Source organism: Congregibacter brevis, from assembly GCF_045689245.1.
Classification (GTDB): domain Bacteria; phylum Pseudomonadota; class Gammaproteobacteria; order Pseudomonadales; family Halieaceae; genus Congregibacter; species Congregibacter brevis.
In genome coordinates, this window is the sequence record NZ_CP136865.1 from 1,108,939 (window position 1) to 1,130,020 (window position 21,082).

At 54.2% G+C, this 21,082-nt stretch carries 19 protein-coding genes; 7 read left to right on the forward strand and 12 right to left on the reverse strand.

The window, feature by feature from the left end; all coding sequences use genetic code 11:
- The first annotated feature begins 2 nt into the window (after positions 1-2).
- The gene (locus R0137_RS04900) at positions 3-176 is read left to right on the forward strand and encodes a hypothetical protein (RefSeq protein ID WP_407329004.1); all 174 of its coding nucleotides are present in this window, start codon (positions 3-5) and stop codon (positions 174-176) included.
- 46 nt (positions 177-222) lie between these two features.
- Here R0137_RS04900 and R0137_RS04905 read toward each other — a convergent pair whose 3' ends face one another.
- The 3 genes from R0137_RS04905 to R0137_RS04915 form a co-directional block, all read right to left on the reverse strand.
- Positions 223-567 (reverse strand): hypothetical protein, encoded by a 345-nt coding sequence (locus tag R0137_RS04905; RefSeq protein ID WP_407329006.1) that lies wholly within the window; start codon positions 565-567, stop codon positions 223-225.
- Between the two features lie 204 nt (positions 568-771).
- On the reverse strand, positions 772-1,836 hold the full coding sequence (locus R0137_RS04910; protein WP_407329008.1) for a patatin-like phospholipase family protein: 1,065 nt from the start codon (positions 1,834-1,836) through the stop codon (positions 772-774).
- Positions 1,833-2,843: an AraC family transcriptional regulator gene (locus tag R0137_RS04915; RefSeq protein WP_407329010.1), complete on the reverse strand. Its 1,011-nt coding sequence runs from the start codon at positions 2,841-2,843 to the stop codon at positions 1,833-1,835. Before R0137_RS04915 ends, R0137_RS04910 begins: the two co-directional genes overlap by 4 nt.
- Before the next feature lie 111 nt (positions 2,844-2,954).
- Here R0137_RS04915 and R0137_RS04920 point away from each other — a divergent pair, with 111 nt between their 5' ends.
- Together R0137_RS04920 and R0137_RS04925 are read left to right on the forward strand one after the other, a co-directional pair.
- Complete coding sequence (locus tag R0137_RS04920) at positions 2,955-4,199, forward strand: ferritin-like domain-containing protein (RefSeq protein ID WP_407329011.1); 1,245 nt, start codon at positions 2,955-2,957, stop codon at positions 4,197-4,199.
- 123 nt (positions 4,200-4,322) lie between these two features.
- A complete protein-coding gene (locus R0137_RS04925) occupies positions 4,323-4,862 on the forward strand; it encodes a YSC84-related protein (RefSeq protein WP_407329012.1) in 540 nt (179 codons plus the stop codon).
- Positions 4,863-5,077: 215 nt separating this feature from the next.
- Here R0137_RS04925 and rpsT read toward each other — a convergent pair whose 3' ends face one another.
- Positions 5,078-5,344, reverse strand: a complete 267-nt coding sequence (gene rpsT / locus R0137_RS04930; RefSeq protein WP_405269618.1) for a 30S ribosomal protein S20 — start codon at positions 5,342-5,344, stop codon at positions 5,078-5,080.
- A gap of 165 nt (positions 5,345-5,509) precedes the next feature.
- Between rpsT and R0137_RS04935 the strand changes: the two genes are divergently transcribed.
- Positions 5,510-6,313: a tyrosine-protein phosphatase gene (locus tag R0137_RS04935; protein ID WP_407329013.1), complete on the forward strand. Its 804-nt coding sequence runs from the start codon at positions 5,510-5,512 to the stop codon at positions 6,311-6,313.
- Positions 6,314-6,335: 22 nt separating this feature from the next.
- Here R0137_RS04935 and R0137_RS04940 read toward each other — a convergent pair whose 3' ends face one another.
- The gene (locus tag R0137_RS04940; RefSeq protein WP_407329014.1) at positions 6,336-6,560 is read right to left on the reverse strand and encodes a hypothetical protein; all 225 of its coding nucleotides are present in this window, start codon (positions 6,558-6,560) and stop codon (positions 6,336-6,338) included.
- Between the two features lie 135 nt (positions 6,561-6,695).
- On the opposite strand from R0137_RS04940, the gene R0137_RS04945 reads away from it, so the two are divergent.
- From R0137_RS04945 to R0137_RS04955, 3 genes are all read left to right on the forward strand, one after another.
- Entirely contained in the window at positions 6,696-7,844 is a 1,149-nt protein-coding gene (locus tag R0137_RS04945; RefSeq protein ID WP_407329015.1) for a 1-acyl-sn-glycerol-3-phosphate acyltransferase, read from the forward strand.
- Complete coding sequence (dinG, locus tag R0137_RS04950) at positions 7,841-9,967, forward strand: ATP-dependent DNA helicase DinG (protein ID WP_407329017.1); 2,127 nt, start codon at positions 7,841-7,843, stop codon at positions 9,965-9,967. Before R0137_RS04945 ends, dinG begins: the two co-directional genes overlap by 4 nt.
- A 149-nt stretch (positions 9,968-10,116) precedes the next feature.
- Entirely contained in the window at positions 10,117-12,795 is a 2,679-nt protein-coding gene (locus R0137_RS04955) for a TonB-dependent receptor (protein ID WP_407329018.1), read from the forward strand.
- 104 nt (positions 12,796-12,899) lie between these two features.
- Here R0137_RS04955 and R0137_RS04960 read toward each other — a convergent pair whose 3' ends face one another.
- From R0137_RS04960 to R0137_RS04990, 7 genes are all read right to left on the reverse strand, one after another.
- On the reverse strand, positions 12,900-13,718 hold the full coding sequence (locus R0137_RS04960) for a cyclase family protein (RefSeq protein ID WP_407329020.1): 819 nt from the start codon (positions 13,716-13,718) through the stop codon (positions 12,900-12,902).
- Positions 13,719-13,773: 55 nt separating this feature from the next.
- Complete coding sequence (locus R0137_RS04965) at positions 13,774-14,796, reverse strand: amidohydrolase family protein (protein WP_407329022.1); 1,023 nt, start codon at positions 14,794-14,796, stop codon at positions 13,774-13,776.
- A gap of 150 nt (positions 14,797-14,946) precedes the next feature.
- Positions 14,947-16,122, reverse strand: a complete 1,176-nt coding sequence (gene fadA / locus R0137_RS04970) for an acetyl-CoA C-acyltransferase FadA (RefSeq protein ID WP_407329024.1) — start codon at positions 16,120-16,122, stop codon at positions 14,947-14,949.
- A 21-nt stretch (positions 16,123-16,143) separates the two neighbouring features.
- Positions 16,144-18,291: a fatty acid oxidation complex subunit alpha FadB gene (gene fadB, locus R0137_RS04975; RefSeq protein ID WP_407329025.1), complete on the reverse strand. Its 2,148-nt coding sequence runs from the start codon at positions 18,289-18,291 to the stop codon at positions 16,144-16,146.
- Positions 18,292-18,390: 99 nt separating this feature from the next.
- A complete protein-coding gene (locus R0137_RS04980) occupies positions 18,391-19,113 on the reverse strand; it encodes a DUF6498-containing protein (RefSeq protein ID WP_407329027.1) in 723 nt (240 codons plus the stop codon).
- 165 nt (positions 19,114-19,278) lie between these two features.
- Positions 19,279-19,494: a hypothetical protein gene (locus R0137_RS04985; RefSeq protein ID WP_405271068.1), complete on the reverse strand. Its 216-nt coding sequence runs from the start codon at positions 19,492-19,494 to the stop codon at positions 19,279-19,281.
- Between the two features lie 94 nt (positions 19,495-19,588).
- The gene (locus tag R0137_RS04990; protein WP_407329029.1) at positions 19,589-20,926 is read right to left on the reverse strand and encodes a ribonucleotide-diphosphate reductase subunit beta; all 1,338 of its coding nucleotides are present in this window, start codon (positions 20,924-20,926) and stop codon (positions 19,589-19,591) included.
- Between the last annotated feature and the right edge of the window lie 156 nt (positions 20,927-21,082).

The following is a 21,082-nucleotide window of genomic DNA, read 5'->3' on the forward strand; positions in this document are numbered from 1 at the left end:
AGGTGACTGGCTTTAGAAAATGGTTTCGCGAAATGCAGCAGCAAGCTTTAACGAAACTGGTGAACCGTACTTTTAGAAAGGATCCCGGTTTTCTAGATCGCTTGGCGGGGAGTTTGTTACGCAAGATGATTGGCGAGACGTCTCACGATCCTGAGCTCGATCATCCTGATGGCTGATTTGCTTGAGAGGTGTTGCTCGAAGGGCAGCGGCGCTTGGGCGAAGCTAATCGTCGTCCGCTAACCGAGCCATCGAGTGCAGGAATTCTTTTTCCTCGCGGGTAAGAAAGCCATTATCAGCTGAAGGAAAGCTCTCTACTCTGGATGGATCACGGCGACGTTCTTCGGCTCTACGTTCCTGAGAGCGACGTTCGTTAGATCGCCGGCAAACGAGGCGCCTATCTAGCTGGCGTCGCTCTTCACCCTCATAGGTACTATCGTTGTTCGGGTCGCGATTCGCTTGCTGCCGACGATCCTCACCCCTACGCTCGGCGGTGCGCCGTTCGGTCGTTCTCCGGTCTCCAGAGGAGCTCCGGTTGAGCTGATTTCGTTTCTGTAGATAGTCGAGCATAGTTATTGTCCCAGTCGGTCGACACCGGAAACTGAGGAACTCCGAAGGTCAACCAAAACCATTTTGCAAACGTTTGCAGTAGGTTCGAACTTTTACTTAAAGTGAAATATAGCTTTTCTTGAGAATTTTTCCATGCGAACTATTTACACGGTCTCTCTTTAAGGGTAGATGCAGAAAAGAGGCTTGTCGCGTCGGGATTTCGTTTTAGCCGAGCAGCTCAACGCCTGCCAAAGGGTCTGGGTTATCGAGCTGGCGCTGGAAATCGTCGGCTAGCTCCCGACTGCGTTCCATGCAGATTTGCCAGTAGCGCATCCTCTCACCGGGTGGCATGCGCGTGAAGTCGCTTCGGTCGGGAATCTTTCCGTCCGGTAACGAGGCGATAAAGTCCTCGCTAGGACAGATGAGGATTAGATTCTCAGCGTTTGGAGTGCGCTGGCGGCGCCAAGGTAGAAACTTATCAAACCAGCCCGTTGTCAGGTCACCGCGAAAGTGTGGATAGAGAATCAAAGGCTGCTCCGACATGACGTCGACATCAAAGTGATAGTCGATGATACCGCCGTCCCAATAGTGGCCTGACGGGGCCGCCGTAATATCTCGCTCACCAGCGAGTAAAAATGGAATGGAGCCGCTTGCGTGGAGTGCCTGAGCGACAGTGTCGGGTCGAAGTGCGACCTGAGTGCTGCCAAAATCATCAAAAGGCAGCTCCGGAGCTCCCATGCTGGTAAATACCACGCGTTGAAACTGTGATGCCAAGAGCTGGCGATGCAGGGTATTTGCGATGGCCGCGCTGCCCATGCCCGCGGCTAGCCCCGCCGGATGGCGTGCTGAGTTGAGGCCTCTGCCGCGAGCTGTAACGATGTAGCTGTGGAGCAGTTGGTGGTCGATGAGGGCATCCGCACCGGTATTACCAAAGATATGCTCGAGCATCGATAGGCTGGCGTCACTGATCTCTTGGGTATCGGGCCGTTCGCTGTAATCCCAGTTAACGTAGATCTCTTCAAAACGATCCAGCGCAGCGACGGGATCGGCTTGCGCCAAGCAGGCGTGGCGCCATGAGCCGATGGAGGACCCTACAGCTTGCAGAGGGGTTTCTCTGTCTTCCATTAGGAACTGCCCAAATAGAAGGCGATCGAGCGCAGCGAGGATTAACCACTTCGGGCCACCTGAGGCACCTAGCAGGAGAGAGACATCCCTTCCTGACCAGCCGTCTTTGGCGATTCGCCGCGCCGCGCCGCGGCCCAAATAAATACTGAGAGGACGGCTTCTCATGAATTTGAAGCGCTGGCGTTTTTTCGCACAGCGCCGGGCGTTGTGCCGGTCCAGCGCCGGTAAGCGCGTCTAAAATTCGATGGATCGTTAAACCCAAGATGGTAGGCGATGCTCGCGATGGGCAGGCGATTCTCTTTGAGATGTCGGGTGGCGTGCTCGGCGCGGACGTTGTCGAGCAGGTCCTGAAAACCTATGCCCTCTTGGGTCAAGCGTCGGCGATAGGTTCTTGGGCTCATGTTAAGCATTGTCGCTACCTGCGGCATTTGCGGGTACTGCCCTTCCAGCTTGCGAAGCAGATTACGGGTTTGGTCTCCGATGGTGGCGCTATCGCTGAGGTCCGCAAGCAGTCGCGCGCACTCCGCTTCGTAAAGTTGCCTCAGAGCAGGGTTTGAGCTGGGAAGCGCCGTTGCTAAAAGTTCTGACGGAAAGCTCCAGCTTGCGATTTCGCAGTCAAAGTGGACGTCATCGCCAAGGACCTCATGGTAGACCGCGACGTAGTTTGGTGCGGGATAAGGAAATTCGAGGCGTAGGGGAAACTGACTGTCCCCGAGCAAGCCGCTAAGAGTGTTGCGTATGGCAGCGGTGATGCACTCGAGGCCAAAGGCGATGGGGAGGTAGACTTCAGCGTTTGGAGCGCGGATGGCCATACGCTCCGGGGTCCGATGAAACTCCAGAGTCAGTTCCGGTGCGAGAACCTGGTAGTAGCGTTCGAAGAGCTGAATCACTTCTTCAAGGTTTCGGCAGGTCATGAAAGCCTGCCCAAGTACGGCGTGGGCGCTGAGATTGAGCCGTTGCCCCAAACGTAGACCCAGCGTCGTATCCCCGGTGAGCTGCAAGGTGTTCTCAACCAGAATACGGAAGTCGTCATCACTCACGCGAGCGCCTATGGCACTCAAATCTATCGCTTCTAGGGAGCTACCGCGCAGTAACGCGGCTCGCGATACGCCAGCTTCCATAGCGAGGTCGATAAGAATTAGGACGTAGGGTGCGGGTGTGCTGCTGCTCATAGTCCGATTTGGCCACAAATGACCCCAATTTGACAAGAAGCTACCTTGTCGGTTTTTCTTCATTGGCGGATATTAGGCCTCTCGATAGTTCAACCCTAAGAGAAAACACGCATGAAAATACAGTGGGAAGACCAGGCACCACGCAAGATTCAGCAATATCCGGGGGCGGATTACCCCCGGGAGAATCCTGATCTTGAGGATTTGCTAACCAATGAGCAGGTGGATCACATCGCTGAGATTTTTCAGACGCCGCTGACGGGTTCCTACAACTGGGACTACACGGTGCAGGATGATCGTATCAAGAAGCTCTACGACCTCGGGAAGCAGCTGAACTGGGATCCGGAGATGGACATCGACTGGGATCGCCCCTGGCCCGAAGAGGTACAGTCCCCAGAGCTCATGAACCTTCACGACTATGAGCCTTATCTGGCCATGGACGAAAAAACCAGAGAAGAGTTCTGGCTGCACATGAATGCCTGGAGCCTTTCTCAGTTTTTGCACGGCGAACAGGGCGCATTACTTGTAGCGTCGCAGCTGTGTTCTTGTGCCCCGACACTGAGCGCTAAGTTATACGCGGGCTCGCAGACTTTTGACGAGGCCCGTCACGTCGAAGTGTTTAACAAGTATCTGCAAAAACGTATCGGCGTGATGTATCCGATTAACACACATCTAAAAAGCATCATCGACAAAATCTTGGTGGATCCGCGTTGGGATCTCAAATTTATTGGCATGCAGATCGTGATCGAAGGTCTGGCTCTCTCAGCATTCAATACCACGCGAGAGACTACGCCTGATCCCGTGCTTAAAGATGTGGTTTATCTGGTAACCCGCGACGAGGCTCGACACGTCACCTTCGGCGTCAATTATCTTGAAGAGCATGTGAAAACCCTGACTCAGGAAGAAATTGAGGAGCGGGCACAATTTGCCTACGAGGCTTGTGTGGTCAGTCGCGAAAGATTGGTTGCTACCGACGTGTTCAGACATTTTGGTTGGGATGTGGAGGAAGCGCGCAAGAAAGTACTGGACGGCTTTATCATGTCTACTTTCCGTAACCTGTTGTTTCAACGCGTTATTCCCAATCTCAATCGTATCGGCTTACTGACCGACAAGATTCGCCCTAAATTTGAGGCTTTGGGTATTTTGGAGTTTGAAAATCTCGCTACGGACGGCGACATCAACTGGAGCGCCTTGGAGCGGCCTCTTGATACCGAAGAAGCGCAATCTCATGAGCAGAGTATGCTCGCGGCGTTTCACGAGAAGCTTGAGGCAGAGGCAGAGGCAGAGGCTGATGCCGAGCAGCCGGCGCAACAGGTAGCTGAGGCCGGCAGTAACCCCCAGGCGGGCGGTTGTTGTTGACGAGCGGAAGTAGACTTCGGAAGCCGGCGAAAGCCGGCTTTTTTGTTTCTTGCACAGCTATTGCAGGTTATATTAGATCCTTCTGATGTTTGCCCGCAAAAATACAAAAAAAGGATGTTCAAAATGAAGCTCACAACTCAGTTATTTGCCGTCGCGGCTGCTTTCGTTATCAGCGTTTCTGCTATGGCATGGGACCCTCGCGAAGCGGATAAGCTTCAAGGAAAAGCGCAAGAAGCTAAAGATGAGCTGCTGGCCGATGACCCCAGCATGCAGGTGTTTTTTGACACGGCAGCTGCTTATGTCGTCATCCCAACGGTGGGTAAGGCTGGTTTTGGTATCGGTGGCGCTCGGGGTAAAGGTTTGCTCTACGAGGGCGGCGCGACAACCGGGATTGTTACGCTGACGCAGTTAACTATTGGTTTTCAGTGGGGCGGCCAAGCCTACAGCGAGTTCTTGTTTTTCGAGGATGCCGGTGCTCTCGAGGACTTTAAACGGGGCAACTATGAGCTAGGTGCCCAAGCTTCGGCCGTTGCCGTAACTGTCGGTGCATCTGCTGATGCGAACTATTCTAATGGTGTAGCGATTTTCACGCGCGCCAAAGGTGGTTTGATGTACGAAGCGTCTGTAGGTGGTCAGAAGTTTTCGGTAGATCTTCCCGAGTAGGGTCCGCCCATATCGGGTGGTACTAAAGTACTAACGAAAAAGTACCAGCGAAAAAGTACCAACGAAAAAGTACAGACGATCGGATACAAAAAAGCCGACCCTAGGGTCGGCTTTTTATTGTCTTGCTATATATGATGCTTTCTATCTTGCGTTCGGTAGTGCTCATTGTGATACAAAGATCTGCGGACTAGACCGCAGATCAGTGGAGCACGATGTTAGGCAGCGAGTGCCTTGACCTGGGCGTTCAAACGGCTCTTATGTCGTGCAGCCTTATTTTTGTGGATGATGCCTTTGTCCGCCATGCGGTCAATGACAGGTACTGCTTTTGAATATGCTTCGCGCGCTTGCTCTGCGTCACCTGTCTTTACCGCAGCCAAAACATTCTTGATGTTGGTGCGAACCAGTGAACGAAGACTTGCGTTGTGAGAGCGACGCTTCTCGGACTGTCGAGCGCGCTTACGAGCTTGGGCGGAGTTAGCCACTTAGGACTCCTCTAAATAATCAAATAAGTGAATGGAAATTTTTGGAGGGCGGATTCTGCCGACTGCTCGGGCTTCTGTCAATAGCTGCCTGGCTCAGCGTAAAATCACTCCCTCAAAAGTATTGGCCAGAATCGGCGGAGGCAAGACGGAGAGTGGGTACTGGAAATGGATAGCTCAGAAGCGATGATTAACGGCACGCAGGACGACGCGCGACGCCATACGGGACTCCAAGGATCCCCAAACTTTCGGGATGCGGGAGGGTATCGCTGCGATGAAGGCACTGTGGCCTGGGGCCGTGTCTTCCGTTCGGGACACCTGGCGACCCTCACAGAAGCCGATAGAGAGCGACTGACAGATCTGGATCTGGCCATGGTGGTTGATCTTCGCCGCGCCGATGAGCGCCAAATGGAGCCTTCATGGTTGCCTGAGGGTGTGGTGGTGATTGGCGCAGACATTACGCCGGGAAGCCAAGATAGCGTTATTTACGCCGACTCAACCCAATTGGGTGGAGCACAGGCAATGTTTGATTTCATGTGCGATATAAATCGCGAGTTCGTGGATTCACAGACGGATACGTACAAAGATGTATTTAGCCAGGTGTTAGGTGCAGATGTGGAGCGAGTGCTGTTTCATTGTTCCGCAGGCAAGGATCGTACAGGCTTTGCCATAGCAGTGCTTCAGATGGCCTTGGGTGTGTCCCTGGCCGATATCGAAACTGATTATTTGTTGTCTCGCCGGTACTATTTACCCGAGGCGCAGACTCCACGAGTCCGCAGCAAATACCCCGTTGACCATCTTAGCGATGCCGAATTGCGACCCATGATGCAAGCGGAGCTTGATTACCTGCACAGTGCACTCGCCGCAATGAAACATAGCTACGGTAGCAGTGAGGCCTATTTGGAAGATGGCTTGGGTTTGGGCGAGCAAGAGCGACGCGAATTGCGCCGCCGCTTTGTGATTACTGACTAATCGTGTGAGCCTTGGGGCGGCTTTAGAATGCCGCCCAGATCATTACCAGGCCCACGACTGCTACGAGCAGGCTTTGCCCCGCTTTTTCGAGTCGAAAGAGGCCGTAAGCATAGGCTAAGGGGGGCAGCAGTACCGCGAAGATGCCCCAGGCATAGTCGTCCTTCCATGCCGCGATGAGCATTAAAATCCAGCTGACCAACAAAGTGGCAAGGCCGAAGGTCATGAGTGTTGCGCTTGTTGCTTCCATGGTTTTTCACCCCAATCCAAAATCGCGCGCAAGAGTAGCAGAAGCGCTAGCGTTCGTCAGCGTTTGCGCGTATTCGTTGGATGACTGCCAGAGGCTTTTTCGTTAAGGTAAGTCGCCTTTTTTCGGGAGTTTTCCGTGCCAGATCCATTTGCGGCTATCAGACCCTACAACGATGGGGAAGTGCGGCCGACGATAGACCGTCTGCTGGGGTCTACGGACTTCCTCAACGCCATGCTGCGTCTGCGCTTTGGCGAATGGGCACTCTTGCCTCTATGGTCCTGGCTTCTGCGGCCCTTGGCGCGGCTTTATCTCCGTCGCCAACTCGCCAGGGTTGATAGTGTTCATGACCTGCAAATGCTTGTGAAAACCTATGTAGAGCGCATGATTGAGGATACGACGACCGGTCTTACAGTATCGGGATTAGAGCACCTTGATCCGGCCCATGCGCATTTATTCATTAGTAACCATCGCGACATTGCATTGGATCCGGCGCTCACGAATTACGCCCTGCATAGAGCGGGTTACGAAACCCTGCGCATTGCTATTGGCGATAACCTGCTGAGTGAGCAGTGGGTGGCTGATCTTATGCGTCTCAATAAGAGCTTTGTTGTACTGCGATCGGTGAGCGGTCCTCGTGAGTTGTTGGCGAATTCAAAGCTTCTTGCACAGTACATTCGCAAGTCGATACAGAAAGACAACGCGCCGATTTGGATAGCCCAGCGCGAGGGTCGAGCCAAAGATGGCCGAGACCGCACGGAGGCTGCCGTTATCAAGATGCTGTCTTTGAGCCGCGACAAGAAGCACGAAAGCTTTGGCGACCACATAGCATCGCTACGCATTGTGCCTGTCGCGATTAGCTATGAGCTGGATCCCTGCGATGCCATGAAGGCGCGAGAGCTGAGTGAGCGCGAAAGCACAGGCAGCTATGAGAAGTCTGATCAAGAAGATGTAGAGTCCATTGGGCAGGGTATCGCCGGTAACAAAGGTCGGGTGCATGTGAAGTTTGGTACGCCTCTTGGCAGTAACTTTGAAACGCCCGCCGATGTAGCTGCGGCTATCGATGCTCAAATCGTCCATGGCTATCTGCTTCGGCCGGTAAATTTATGGGCTTTCGAATCTTTAGAAGGGCCACTGGAGCGGAATGTGAAAATTGGCGAAGGCAGCATTTCAAGGGCCGAATTCGAGGATCGTGTGCGTGCCTTGAGTGAGGAAGAGAGGCCTTTTGCTCTGGCAGCATACGCCAATGCGCTACGCAGCGTACTGGAGTTAGACACCCCATCGTGAGCGTTTTATCTTCCTCGGATAAAGATGCAATCCGGGACGCCTACACTGCGATTACCGACGCCCGAGGGCTGACCCCTCGCTGGGGGCAGCGTCAGATGATTGCGGAAGTCGCAAACACTTTAGCGCTTCTCTCACCATCTTTAGATGTTTCCGATTCCCAGGGCTCGCCCATTGCGGTGATAGAAGCGGGTACGGGTACGGGTAAGACCATTGCCTATGTCATTCCCGCGCTGGTGATGGCCCGTGCGTTGAACAAGCGCCTGGTGATCGCCACTGCGACCGTGGCGCTGCAAGAGCAACTGGTTCACAAAGACCTGCCCGACATCGCCGCCGGCAGCGGTTTGGAGTTTAGCTATGTGCTGGCGAAGGGCCGAAGGCGCTACCTCTGCCTGAGCCAACTCGACAGGATTATGGCGCGAGAATCTGGTGGCGGACAGACGATGGGCCTGTATCCCGACGAGGTAGCGCCCGCGCTGGCTCGTGATGCGCTCGAAAGTTACGGCCTTATGCTGGATGCTCTCGGTCGCGGAGACTGGGACGGAGATCGCGATAACTGGTCAGCACCCATTAACGATGCTGATTGGTTTCCTGTCACAGCGGATCAGGGGCAATGTAGCGGGAGGCGTTGTCCCAACATCCGTAACTGTAGTTTTTATCGCGCCAGAGACGGCCTTCAGGAAGCAGATGTTGTTGTGACTAACCATGACTTAGTACTGTCGGATCTGGCGTTAGGCGGCGGGGCCATTCTCCCCGCACCAGAAGACACCATCTATATTTTTGACGAGGGCCATCACCTTCCTGACAAGGCCCTCAACCATTTTGCCTCCTATTGCCGATTACCATCGACGCTGTCGTGGCTCGGGGAGAGTCGCAAGGCGCTGGCCAAAGGCTCGCCCCTTCTTTCCACGCTACCCGGCTTGAGTGCAGTGATGGAGCCTCTCCCAGCTTTGTTTGATGATCTCCAACTGCGCGTCCAGCAGATTGCTGAACAGGCGGCAGTCATCATGGCCGGCGCTGGCGATTTCGAGGAACAACTTCGATTTGAAGGTGGCGTGGTTCCCGACGATCTTAAGCAAGCAACCGCGGCACTGGCCGGACAATGGGCGCGACTCAATGGACGCTTAATGACGCTTGAGGCGGGTATTGACGACGCGCTAGAGGATGACTCTTTTGCCTCGGTACGGGACGAGCTGGAAGCCTGGCAGATGGCGGTGGGTGGAATGCTAGTGCGAGCCGAGGGAGTGCTGTCGCTGTTCAAGGACTTCGCCGCAGACGCCGCAGAAGAGTCCCCACCACGAGCGCGCTGGCTCAAACGTCGTGCCGATGATGAAGAGCTGGCAATCGATCTGCACTGCAGCCACATCCTCGCAGCAGATATTCTCGACGAGCAGTTGTGGCAGCGTGCCGCGGGAGTTGTATTGACCTCTGCAACGATGACCGCGCTAGGAAGCTTTGATCGTTTTCGAGCGCGCTCGGGGGTGCCCGAAGATGGCCGCTACAAAATCGTTGTCAGCCCCTTTGACTACGGTAAGGCGACGCTGCATGTGCCCGGCATGAGTAGTGAGCCCAGCGACGCACCAGCGCATACTGAAGAGCTGATAACGCTACTACCTGAATTACTCCACATGGACGAAGGCAGTCTTGTCCTGTTCTCATCCCGCAGACAGATGAACGATGTCTATGACGGACTCCCGCGAGAGTGGCGAGACCGTACTCTCAGGCAGGATGACTACAGCAAGCAGGAGATTCTTCGTCGCCATCGCGAAACCATTGATAAGGAGGAGGGCGCAGTTATCTTTGGGTTGGCGAGCTTTGCAGAGGGCGTAGATTTGCCCGGTCGCTATTGCCAGCACGTGGTTATCGCCAAGCTGCCCTTTGCGGTCCCGGATAATCCCGTGGATGCCGCTCTCGCAGAATGGCTCGAGTCTCAGGGACGCAATGCGTTTATGGAAATCAGCGTGCCTGATGCCGCTTTAAAGTTAGTGCAGGCCAGTGGTCGGCTGCTGCGTACGGAGACGGATACTGGCAGGGTCACGTTGTTGGACCGACGGGTACTTACTCGTCGTTACGGGCGAGCTATTCTTGAGTCGCTCCCTCCTTTTCGTCGTGATCTGAGCCCTTGAGGCGTCCGTTTTTCCGGCCCTCGCGGCCCGTTAATTAGTTAAAAAATTACTGCCTATCGGTGGCTTCTTTTCTTTATACTCGGATGCAAGCGCGACTCTCTGGTCCTAAGATCGCGCATAAAAATAACCCATAAATACAGAGGAACCTCATGACGCGCATCACACCCGTGTTTCAAAAAACTCTCATTGCTGCATCTATCAGTGCGGCACTCACTTCCACCGCGTTCGCTCAAGGCAGCGGACAACTTGAAGAAGTCCTGATTACAGGTTCTTTTATTAAGTCAACTGGCGAAAACGAGGCGAGCCCTGTCGAAGTGCTCGACAGTGAATATATCGCCAATACCGGGGCAATCACCATCGGCGAGCTTACAAGCCGTCTTGCGGTGAGCTCCGGTGCTGAGAACAACCCTGACTCTTTTACTGCCGGCGAAACTCAGGGAACCTCCAACGTTAACCTTCGCGGCCTCGGACTGACTTCGACGCTTGTATTGATCAACGGTAAGCGCCAAACGATGGCAGCCGCTGTCGCCAATGATGGCAGCGTGTTTGTTGATACAAGCACTGTTCCCATGGCTGCACTCCAGCGTGTAGAAATCCTGAAAGAGGGCGCTACAGCGACCTACGGCTCCGACGCAATTGCGGGCGTAGTTAACTTTATTCTCCGCGAAGACTTCGAAGGTTTCGAGCTTTCCGGTGGTTATCAGACAACCGCGACAGACAGCCAGGACACGAGTGATGTGAATGCTCTGGCGGGCTTTGCCTTGGGTGACAGCACCAACCTTTTGCTGTCAGCAACTTTTCGCCAACAGGATCCACTGAGTTCTGCGGATCGTCCTTACACCACTGAGAACGCGATCAGTACGTTGGGTCGTAGTTTCATCGCCGTAGCGCCTGGCGAAGGTGTAGGTGACTATGCCGGATCCTTTGGTGCTTTTGAGACCATTCCGGATCCTAACTGTGTCGCTAATGGTGGCGCGCCTGGCCCGGGTTTCACCGCTGCTGGTGGTGGTCGCTGTGGCTTTTTATACGGCCCACGCTTCAATCTAGTGAACGAAGAAGAGCAAACTCAGCTGTACGGTAATTTGACCCACGACTTTGCCAATGATGTGGCGATGACGGTTGAGCTTGGCTGGACGCATCATGAGGTTCTGGATAACCCTCAGTCGCCTTCGTATCCCAATCTGGCTTTTCCGCTGATTTTCCCGGGACAGGCAGGCAGCCCTTTCAACGTTCCGGTGCTTTGGTACGGTCGTCCTCTTGGTTCGGAGGCCCCATCTCCCAATGCGCCGCGCGACAGTGAAACTATTCGTGCGTCCATCGACTTTGAGGGTAGCTTTAATTCAGGTTGGGACTGGTACACGGCGTTGACTTACTCATCAAACGTACGCGAGTCTATTCAGCCCGATACGATCAAGTCGCGTCTGGAAGCAGGATTGCGCGGCGAAGGTGGAGCGAGCGGTACCGAGACATTTAGCCCCTTCGATCCAAGTGCCAACTCTCCCGAGTTGATCGATTACATCAGCACGAACACTTTTACTGAGCGAACAACGGAAATGCTCGTGGGTGATGTGGTCATCAGTGGTGAGTTATTCGAAATGGCGGCAGGTCCGGTGGGATTTGCTTTTGGTGCCCAGTGGCGTGAAGAAGGTTATGAGGTAGAGCGAAACGATATCTACACTCAGCAAATAGATCCGGATACGGGTTTAGCGATTCCCGTAGACCTCATCTTCCTCGGCGGTGGATTGCCCGTGGACGAGTCGCGTTCATCCTATGCAGCCTTTGCGGAAGCCAAAATCCCTCTAACGGATAGCATCGAAGTAGACTTGGCGGCGCGTTATGAAGATCTCGAAAGCGGCAGCAGTGTCGATCCCAAGATCGCCGTGCGCTGGCAGGCCTCTGATTCCATCGTACTTCGCGCTTCGGCATCTTCTGCTTTTAGAGAGCCATCGCTGCAGCAGTTTTACTCACAAGAAACAAACCTGGAAGGCCTGGGTGATCCTCTCAATCCCGGTGGTGCCGTGTTCGTTCGCGTTGACTCGGTGGGGACGCTGGATCTAGACCCTGAAGAATCGACCAACTTCAATGTCGGAGCAATTTTCACGCCCACGGATGATATTACCTTCCGAGTCGACTACTGGCGTTTTGATTATCAAGACGTAATCGTGTCGGAATCGGCTCAGGGTAAGTTGAATGATGATCCCAACGGCGACGATATCTTGCGCCTCGCAGGCCCTGGTAGTCAGCTGCAGGGGGTGATCACCAACTACGTTAACGCTGCTTCTGTGGAAACCGATGGCATCGATGTCTCCTTTGACTGGGTGATACCTACGGATAATGTTGGGATGTTTGGACTCAACGTCAATGTTTCGCATTTCCTTAGTTATGAGATTCCCTGCACGGGGCCGAATGATCGAGGTTGTGTCGACGCTACCGGCGTTCAGGACGTAGCGGGCTTCTTTAACTACGACAACTTTGCACGTTCCATCCCCGAGACCAAGATTAATGGTGTTCTGGACTGGACCATGGGAAATCACAAACTCGCTGTTTTGGGTTTCTATACCTCAGAGTATGAGACCACCAGAGCTGTGTCAGCGGCGGGCACTGCTGCAGGTTTCACGCAGGATATCGATTCGTGGCTCACGGTTGATCTACAGTACGTCTACAACTTCAACCTTGGAAATACAGACGCAGCTCTGACCCTGGGTTCGAAGAATGTCTTTGACGAAGAGGCGCCTCGGGCGTGGGACGGAGTGAACTTCAGCTTTGATCCCAAGCATCACGATCCCCGTGGGCAGTTGTTCTACGCGCGAGTGAAGTTCAACTTCTAAAGCTTAGGTTTAACGGAAGTTAGAACCGCCGGCTTTTAGGAGCCGGCGGTTTTTTTTGTCTTTGTTTTCTAGAGTGCGCTTAGACTTTGTTGTGGATCCGCGCTCTAAGAAAGAATTGCGACCGCGCGCGTCCAACCCGCCGACGCACCTTTGATCTTTACAGGAAAGCACGATATCTCGAAACCATGGGCGGGTAAGGTCTCCAATTGGTGGAGCTTTTCCATCTGGAAGTACCCAATATCCCGGCCCGCTTTGTGGCCTTCCCAAATAATGCTTGGATCCTTGGATTCTGCAAATTTACGCGCTGTGTGCAGAAATGGAGCGTCCCAGGACCAGGCGTCCGTGCCCACTACTCGTACTCCGCGTTCCGTAAGGTAGAGCGTTGCTTCGCGTCCCATACCGCAGCCACGGTGTATATAGTCGGGATCGCCGTAGGCTGCTCCGGCACTGGTGTTAACCACCACGATGTCCAGGGGCTGTAGTTCGTATTCAATACGCGCGAGCTCGGCTTCCACATCGGCAGCAGTGGCAACGTAGCCGTCTGCAAAGTGCCTGAAGTCGAGTTTGACGCCTGCTCGAAAACACCAATCCAGTGGCGCCTGGTCTATCGTCCACGCCGGATCGCCGCCGTCCATGGTTGAGTGGTAATGCCACGGCGCGTCCATGTGCGTGCCGTTGTGGGTATTGAGCTGTACCTCTTCGACGGCCCAGGCTTCTCCGTCGGGCAGATCGCTCTTTTCAAGCCCCGGGAAAAAAGGCATGAGCTGATCATGGGTGCCATCGTGACGGTGATAGGTCACCTGGGGCCGAAAGGGCTCAGGGTCCGAGGCCACATCGTTCTCAATCGGAATAGACAGATCAACAATCCGCCGTTTAGGGCTTTTTAACAACTCCGCGGTCTGTATCGACGGATCAGTGTTCATGAGGATGTTCTCCTATTAAAAGAGCGTCGGCGCTTGTCCACTTGTTTGGAGCCGGTCAGTCAGCGAGCCGATAGACGCGATGAGCGGTACCTGCAAACAACGCATGCTTTTCTGCAGCGGAGAAGCCTGCAGAAAGCTTCTTCATGGCGTTGTAGTAAACCGTGTACGACAGAGAAAGCCGATCTACGGGGAAGTTACTCTCGAACATACAGCGGTCAGCACCAAAACATTCCAGTGCGTGACGGTACCAACGGCCGTGGGCTTCAAGGAGTTCGTTAGAATTGGGGGGGCGCTCGTCCAAGTGCCAACCGAAACCATTGTCGGGCATGGCCAGACCACCCAACTTGAGAGACACGTTTTCGCACTCACTAAGTTCTCGCATGTGATTCTTCCATGCAGCGAAGATTTCGTCGTGCTTACCCTCAAAACTGCCAACGCCCAGAGGCGTGCTGAAATGATCAAGAATCATTGTGGTGTCAGGGCAGGCCTTGGCTAGTGCGATGTAATCCGGGAGTTGGAAATGGTACTGCCAAGTATCGTAAGAGAGTCCTCGCTCACCCAAGCGGCGAACACCGGCTTGAAACTCTGGTAAGCGATACAGATCGGCGGGAGCAGGACCAGGAATAAGCATGCTCTCTGCGTCGTCCACTGGAGCGCTCGCGCCCGCATGGCGTATTCCTTTAAAGAAGTCTCCGGCCAAATGGATATGTTTATCCAGAGACTCGTCAAGCGTGGCAGATTCGCGCAGATCAATATGGCCGACCATGCCGAGTATGGGTGCGCCCAGATTCAACTCGCGAATTCGCGCAGCCTGAGCGAGTACATACTCAGTCTCTCCCAAAGATTTTTCGTGCTCCGGGCCGTCCTCGCGATAACAGGTTCCACACTCCATAAACATCGTACCAACAACGTTATGGCCCGCGCCGGTGTCTACCGCTAACTCATCTACGTTGTAGATATCGCCCATCATGTCGGGCCACAGGTGATGGTGCGGGTCGATTATCGGCTGATCCGGGTCGATGATGTCTTCTTGTACCTGAGCCAACCAGGCGGGATGGTCCTCGTGAAAAAGGTCCATGTCAGTCTCCTTATGTTTTTGTTGTGGACTACGATTTTTACGTCAGGATACGCTAACCACTTGCCACCGTGATTGCAAAGACACAATGAAAAACGGCCTCTAAAAGAGGCCGCTGGGGGTCGTACTTGGATCGAATTTTAGGGGAGAGCTTTAGATGCGCTCGATTACCGTTGTGATGCCCTGACCTAGACCGATACACATGGTTGAGACGCCGAGAGTTTGGTCTCGGTCCTGCATTACCGTCAGCAAAGAGCCGGTGATACGGGTGCCGGAGCAGCCAAAGGGGTGCCCAAGTGCTATAGCACCGCCATGCACGTTCACTTTGTCATCCATATCGTCCAGTAACTCAAGGTCTTTCAGAACCGGGAGCGCCTGTGCGGCAAAGGCCTCATTGAGCTCGACCATCTCGATGTCTTTCATGGTCAAGCCCAGATTCTTCAGCGCTTTTTGCGTCGAAGGTACGGGGCCATAACCCATAATAGATGGGTCAACACCGGCGGTGGTCATAGCATTGATCTTCGCGATAGGCGTCAGTCCCAATGCCTGGGCTTTCTCGTAGGACATCACCAGCATGGCTGATGCGCCGTCAGAGATTTGTGACGACTGCCCCGCAGTTACCGTGCCACCCTGAGGATTAAACGCTGGGGGAAGCTGAGCAAGGCTTTCCATAGATGTTTCAGGGCGAATAGTCTCGTCCTGCTCCACGGCGATAAGTGCACCTTGTTCATCGTGGCCTTCTACCGGAATGATCTCCCGGTCGAACTTACCCGCGACCGTAGCGGCGTGGGCAAGTTGATGAGAGCGAACACCCATCTTGTCCTGATCTTCCCGGCTTACACCGTGAAGCAGGGCAAGGTATTCCGCAGTCATACCCATCATGCCGGCAGCCTTAGCGACGTTGAGGCCCATACGAGGGTTCACGTCGACATCATCCATCATCGGTAAGTGACCTAAATGCTCCACTCCCCCTACGAGGTAGACGTCACCCAGGCCAGCCATGATGCTTGCAGCCGCAGTATGCAGCGCTGACATAGATGACCCGCACAGCCGGTTGACCGTTTGTGCTGGGATCGTGAAGGGCAGTTGTGCGCCGAGTACCAGCAAGCGCGCCAGATTCATTCCCTGCTCGCCACGCTGCAGTACGCAGCCCCAGATCAGGTCATCGATCTCGGCGGGATCAAGCTTGTCATTGCGGGCCAGCAGACCCTTAATTACCGCAACGGACAAATCATCCGCGCGGACATTACGAAAACAGCCATTCTTTGACCGACCCATGGCGCTGCGGGCGTAGTCGACGATGACCGCGTCTCTTGGATTAACACTCATCTCAATATCTCCCTGTTGCGCTTAGTAGTAAGTCTCGCCGGCGGCGAGTTTGGCGCGCATACCGTCGGTCAGTTCATAGGCTTTGCCGAGGTGGGCAAACTTTTCGGATTGCTCAGCGATGTGAGCCAGACCGACAGAATCCATCCATCGGAATACACCACCGCGGAAGGGTGGAAAGCCGATGCCATAAAGCAGCGCAAGATCAGCTTCTGCGGGTGATCCGACGATGCCCTCTTCGACACAGCGAGCAAGCTCGGTGCACATAGGCAGCATCATGCGAGCGATGATTTCCTCGCGCTCAAACTCTGTACGCTCAGCGGTAATCGGCGCAATGAGCTCATAGGTCTCTTGAGAGACGACTTTCTTTGGCTTGCCGCGTTTGTCCGTGACGTATTCGTAAAAGCCTTTGCCGTTCTTCTGTCCAAGACGATCGTTCTCAAACATAGTCTCTGTGGCGGTCTTGAAGTCCATCTTCATACGGTCGGGGAAGCCGTCGGCCATAACGCCAGCGGCATGGACACCCGTATCGATTCCCACCACGTCTGACAGGTAGGCAGGACCCATGGGCCAGCCCCAGCGCTCCATGACCTTATCGACCGCCTGGAAATCCGCGCCGTCGCGGACCAGCTTTGAAAAACCATCGAAGTACGGGAAGAGGACGCGATTCACGAGGAATCCTGGGCAGTCATTTACAACGACCGCTTTCTTGCCCATACGGTTGGCATAGGCCACGGTGCGTGCAATGGCAGTATCGGACGTCTTGGCGCCGCGAATGACCTCCACGAGGGGCATCGCGTGCACCGGGTTGAAAAAGTGCATGCCGCAGAAGTTCTCTGGGCGCTCTAGTGCTTCGGCGAGGAAGTCGATAGAGATCGTAGAGGTGTTAGACGCCAGCACCGCATCCGGGCTGATGTGCTTTTCGGTCTCAGCCAGTACCGCATGCTTAACCTTGGGGTTTTCTACGACCGCTTCTACAACGATGTCCACGCTATCAAAACCTTCGTAGGTCAGCGTAGGGTCAATACTGTTGAGCACCGCACCCATCTTGTCAGCGGTCATACGGCCCCGGGAGACGCGCTTTGCCAGCAGCTTATTGGCTTCTGAAAGACCGAGGTCCAATCCTTCCTGGGCGATGTCCTTCATCTTGATGGGAACACCCTTTAGGGAGCTCTGATAAGCGATTCCGCCGCCCATAATGCCGGCACCTAGAACGGCAGCCCTAGCGATCTTCTTGTCGGCTTTTTTCTCCCAACCCTTGGCCACCTTGGCCAGCATCTGGTCGTTAAGGAACAATCCCACCATCGCAGCAGCGACGTCCGTCTTGGCTAGCTCGGCAAATCCAGCGCCTTCTACCTTCAATGCGTCTTCTAAACCCATGCCTCGAGCGGCTTCGATAACTTCTACCACTTTAATAGGCGCGGGGTAGTTCTTGCCGGCCTGCTGGGCCACCATAGATTTGATGGTGAAGAAGGCCATCATCGCCTCGGTATCGTTGAGCGGTAGAGGCGAGCTCTTGGCGCTCCGCCGTGCTTCGATGTTGAGCTTACCCGCGACAGCGGTTTCGAGAGTGCGTAGGGCGACGTCCTGAAGCTGCTCGGGAGCAGATACGGCGTCCACTGCGCCGGCTTTGAGGGCATCTTCTGCTTTCTTCTCTTGACCGGAGGCCATCCACATCACGGCTTCATCAACGCCGATGATGCGGGGCAGACGAACGGTGCCACCCCAACCGGGAAGGATGCCGAGCTTGGTTTCGGGCAATCCCACCTTGGCGGCGGTGCTCATGACGCGAAGGTCACAAGCGAGACAGATTTCCAGTCCACCGCCCATAGCGAAGCCGTTGATCACAGCAACCGTAGGGAAGGGCAAATTCTGAAGGCGATTGAAGTTGCCATTTTGTCCGCTTGAGAAGGCCTGAATTTCTTCCACGGTCGCGTCAAACATCGCTGTGAATTCAGTGATGTCTGCGCCCACAATGAATACGCCTTTGCCGCTGGTAACCAGCATGCCTCGGACATCAGCTTCTTTATCGATGGCATCTAGAGCCTCGGTAAGACTCTGCACGGTGAGTTGGTTAAATTTGTTGACTGATTCGCCCTGAAGGTCGAACCGCATTTCAAGAATGTCATTGTCGTGACGTTGGAGCGTAATTGCGTCGCTCTGATAGATCATGGCTGCTATCCCCCAAATTGTAGGCTGCGCATGATCCTCTTGCATGTGTTCACTGTCAATATGAGCGATCCGGTAGCGTCCGGAGCATTCAGGCTCCCTTTATACACCGTCTTCCTGTGCTCTTACTCCAGCGCGCTGGTGTTCTCTCAGATGAAGCCCGATATCCACCGCGGTTTTGACGGCCACCAGCACGATTAGCAGGAACAGTGGTTGGTCCAAAGACATGATCGCAAAGCCCCCCGCAATGACCGTGATGTGGAGGATAATGATGCGTTTGTAAGGCGCCGACATGAGGCTACTGACCGTCGACGACTCGCGTTCTCCGGCAATCAAAAAGTTACTGACGTAGGAATATCCGTGACTGATAAATAGGCCGATGAAGGCAATAATCCATTCTCTAGGCGCTAGAGCGAATACTTGCTCAATGACGTCAAACAAAAGCTGCAGGAACACAAGAAACAAGGGCCAGGGTGGATCGTCGCCAAAGGACGCAGGGGCATCGAAGAGAAGGCTCAGGATAAAAAAACCGTGTTCAGCGCAAAAGCCGCCATAGTGTATGGAGAAAAACATGGAGGGAAACACGGCGCTTAATCCGCCTACGGTAGCCATTTTTAGGATGTTATAGGCGCCGAGAACTAAGTTTTCGGACCAGTACAGAATGATGAGAGCCCCAACGTCCCAGTCAAAAAAGATTACGCCGAGTAGTGGAAGTATGTTTACCGCGACGAGAAGCGCAAGGCTCAACTGTCGCCGGAGGCCTGTGTAAGCCGAGGAGGAGAGGGCGGTGTCGGGCGGGTCGTCGCGGGCTGTCATATTTGGCATGGGACGCCCTAGATGTGTTGGTTCTTAATGAGTATCGGATACTTAATCGGACTTACTAATCTGTGGGGGGCAGTGTCCTGTCATGGAGGGGTTAGCCCCCACTCTCATTGCGTGCGACGAACTCTTGTCGCGAGGCCCTTTTATCAAGAGCTCTCTAAAAGAGCTCTAGTGCAGTGTTCTGCCGGGGCGCATGGCGTCGCGAACTTCCATGTCCTCGGTGACTTCCTGTTCCTGAACAAAGTGACGGAGTCTGCCCACGACGCTGGTCATCACGTCGATGGTCTGACTGATCTGATCAAGAGCCATCAAGATGGTCTCGTTGTCATTTTGCTCCGGCTCTTGCTCGGGTTCTTGCTTCTGATCGAACTCTTTGTCGTTCATGCCATGCCTCGCAGAGAACTGCTGGAATGCTTCAGAGAGGCTGCCGGAACACCGTCACCGGCAGCCGTGTTGGTACTCAATCTCAAGTTGACGCTCAATCCCAGGAAAGTGCGCCACCTGTTTGATACTCAATCACACGTGTCTCAAAGAAATTCTTCTCCTTCCGAAGATCCATAATCTCGCTCATCCACGGGAAGGGGTTCTGTACGCCTGGGAATTGCTCTGGCAGCCCAATTTGTGAAAGGCGACGATTGGCGATGAACTGAAGATACTCTTCCATCATTGCTGCGTTCATACCGAGCACGCCGCGTGGCATGGTGTCTCTGGCGTACTCAATCTCAAGCTGGGTGCCTTCCAGAATCATCTGAATGGCTTCCTGCTTGAACTCTTCCGTCCACAGATGTGGATTCTCGAGCTTGATCTGGTTGATGACATCGATACCGAAGTTCAGGTGCATGGACTCATCACGGAGTATGTACTGAAACTGCTCTGCGACGCCGGTCATCTTGTTACGTCGACCCATAGAGAGGATCTGCGTAAAGCCGCAGTAGAAGAAGATCCCTTCGGTTACCGCATAGAAGCCAATGAGGTTGCGTAGCAGGGTTTGATCAGACTCATGGGTTCCCGTACGGAAATTAGGATCTGAAATCTCATGAGTATGGCTGATGCTCCACGCCGCTTTCTTAGCGACGGAAGGAACTTCGCGATACATATTGAAGACTTCACCTTCGTCCATGCCCAGTGACTCAATGCAGTACTGGTAGGCGTGAGTGTGAATGGCCTCTTCGAAAGCCTGTCGCAACAGGTATTGCCGGCACTCTGGGTTGGTGATCAGGCGATAGACAGCGAGGACCAGGTTGTTCGCCACTAGGGAGTCAGCTGTTGAGAAGTAGCCGAGGCTACGCTCTACGATGCGGCGCTCGTCATCGGTAAGGCCTTCGGGGTTCTTCCACGTGGCGACGTCCGCGGTCATGTTGACCTCTTGGGGCATCCAATGGTTTGCGCAGCCATCGATGTACTTTTGCCATGCCCAGTCGTACTTGAACGGCACCAACTGGTTGAGATCTGCACGGCAGTTGATCATGGCCTTTTCGTCGATGGACACGCGCGCTGCGCCCATTTCGAGTTCTTCGAGGCCTGGCGCGACATCGAGGTTACGCAGGCTTTCCGCCGCCGCATCGATGTTCGCCTTAACCTCTGGCGCTACTTCTTCTGTCGCTTCCGGACTTGTGTTCGCTGCCGCAGCGGTGGTTGCTGTTTCTGTCACGGCTTCTGCCGCCGGCGCATTGCTTTGTGCAACCGCCTCGCTCGCTTCGGCGACCTCGGTGGCTGCTATTTCCGCTAGATTGGCGGCAGCAGCCTCAGCCATGGCAGGCTCTGGTGTGCTTATGTTGCCACCATCTTCTGCGTGGTAATCGTCCCAATTCAACATGTTGTCACTCCCTATGCTCTTTACTTCTAGTCACTTCTAATTACTTTAAGTAACTTCTACAGGTTTGAAACCGTTATCTGATCGCCCCCACAGCGATCACGGCCCTTCTATTTGTTTCTTGTTTCTTGTTTCTACTTATACGTCCGAATTTTCAGG

Bases quoted from the DNA above. Each gene is read 5' to 3' on its own strand.
- R0137_RS04905 (WP_407329006.1), bottom strand. From the start codon at position 567: ATGCTCGACTATCTACAGAAACGAAATCAGCTCAACCGGAGCTCCTCT.
- R0137_RS04910 (WP_407329008.1), bottom strand. From the start codon at position 1,836: ATGAGAAGCCGTCCTCTCAGTATTTATTTGGGCCGCGGCGCGGCGCGG.
- R0137_RS04915 (WP_407329010.1), bottom strand. From the start codon at position 2,843: ATGAGCAGCAGCACACCCGCACCCTACGTCCTAATTCTTATCGACCTC.
- R0137_RS04920 (WP_407329011.1), top strand. From the start codon at position 2,955: ATGAAAATACAGTGGGAAGACCAGGCACCACGCAAGATTCAGCAATAT.
- R0137_RS04925 (WP_407329012.1), top strand. From the start codon at position 4,323: ATGAAGCTCACAACTCAGTTATTTGCCGTCGCGGCTGCTTTCGTTATC.
- R0137_RS04935 (WP_407329013.1), top strand. From the start codon at position 5,510: ATGGATAGCTCAGAAGCGATGATTAACGGCACGCAGGACGACGCGCGA.
- R0137_RS04940 (WP_407329014.1), bottom strand. From the start codon at position 6,560: ATGGAAGCAACAAGCGCAACACTCATGACCTTCGGCCTTGCCACTTTG.
- R0137_RS04955 (WP_407329018.1), top strand. From the start codon at position 10,117: ATGACGCGCATCACACCCGTGTTTCAAAAAACTCTCATTGCTGCATCT.
- R0137_RS04960 (WP_407329020.1), bottom strand. From the start codon at position 13,718: ATGAACACTGATCCGTCGATACAGACCGCGGAGTTGTTAAAAAGCCCT.
- R0137_RS04965 (WP_407329022.1), bottom strand. From the start codon at position 14,796: ATGGACCTTTTTCACGAGGACCATCCCGCCTGGTTGGCTCAGGTACAA.
- fadA (WP_407329024.1), bottom strand. From the start codon at position 16,122: ATGAGTGTTAATCCAAGAGACGCGGTCATCGTCGACTACGCCCGCAGC.
- fadB (WP_407329025.1), bottom strand. From the start codon at position 18,291: ATGATCTATCAGAGCGACGCAATTACGCTCCAACGTCACGACAATGAC.
- R0137_RS04980 (WP_407329027.1), bottom strand. From the start codon at position 19,113: ATGCCAAATATGACAGCCCGCGACGACCCGCCCGACACCGCCCTCTCC.
- R0137_RS04985 (WP_405271068.1), bottom strand. From the start codon at position 19,494: ATGAACGACAAAGAGTTCGATCAGAAGCAAGAACCCGAGCAAGAGCCG.
- R0137_RS04990 (WP_407329029.1), bottom strand. From the start codon at position 20,926: ATGTTGAATTGGGACGATTACCACGCAGAAGATGGTGGCAACATAAGC.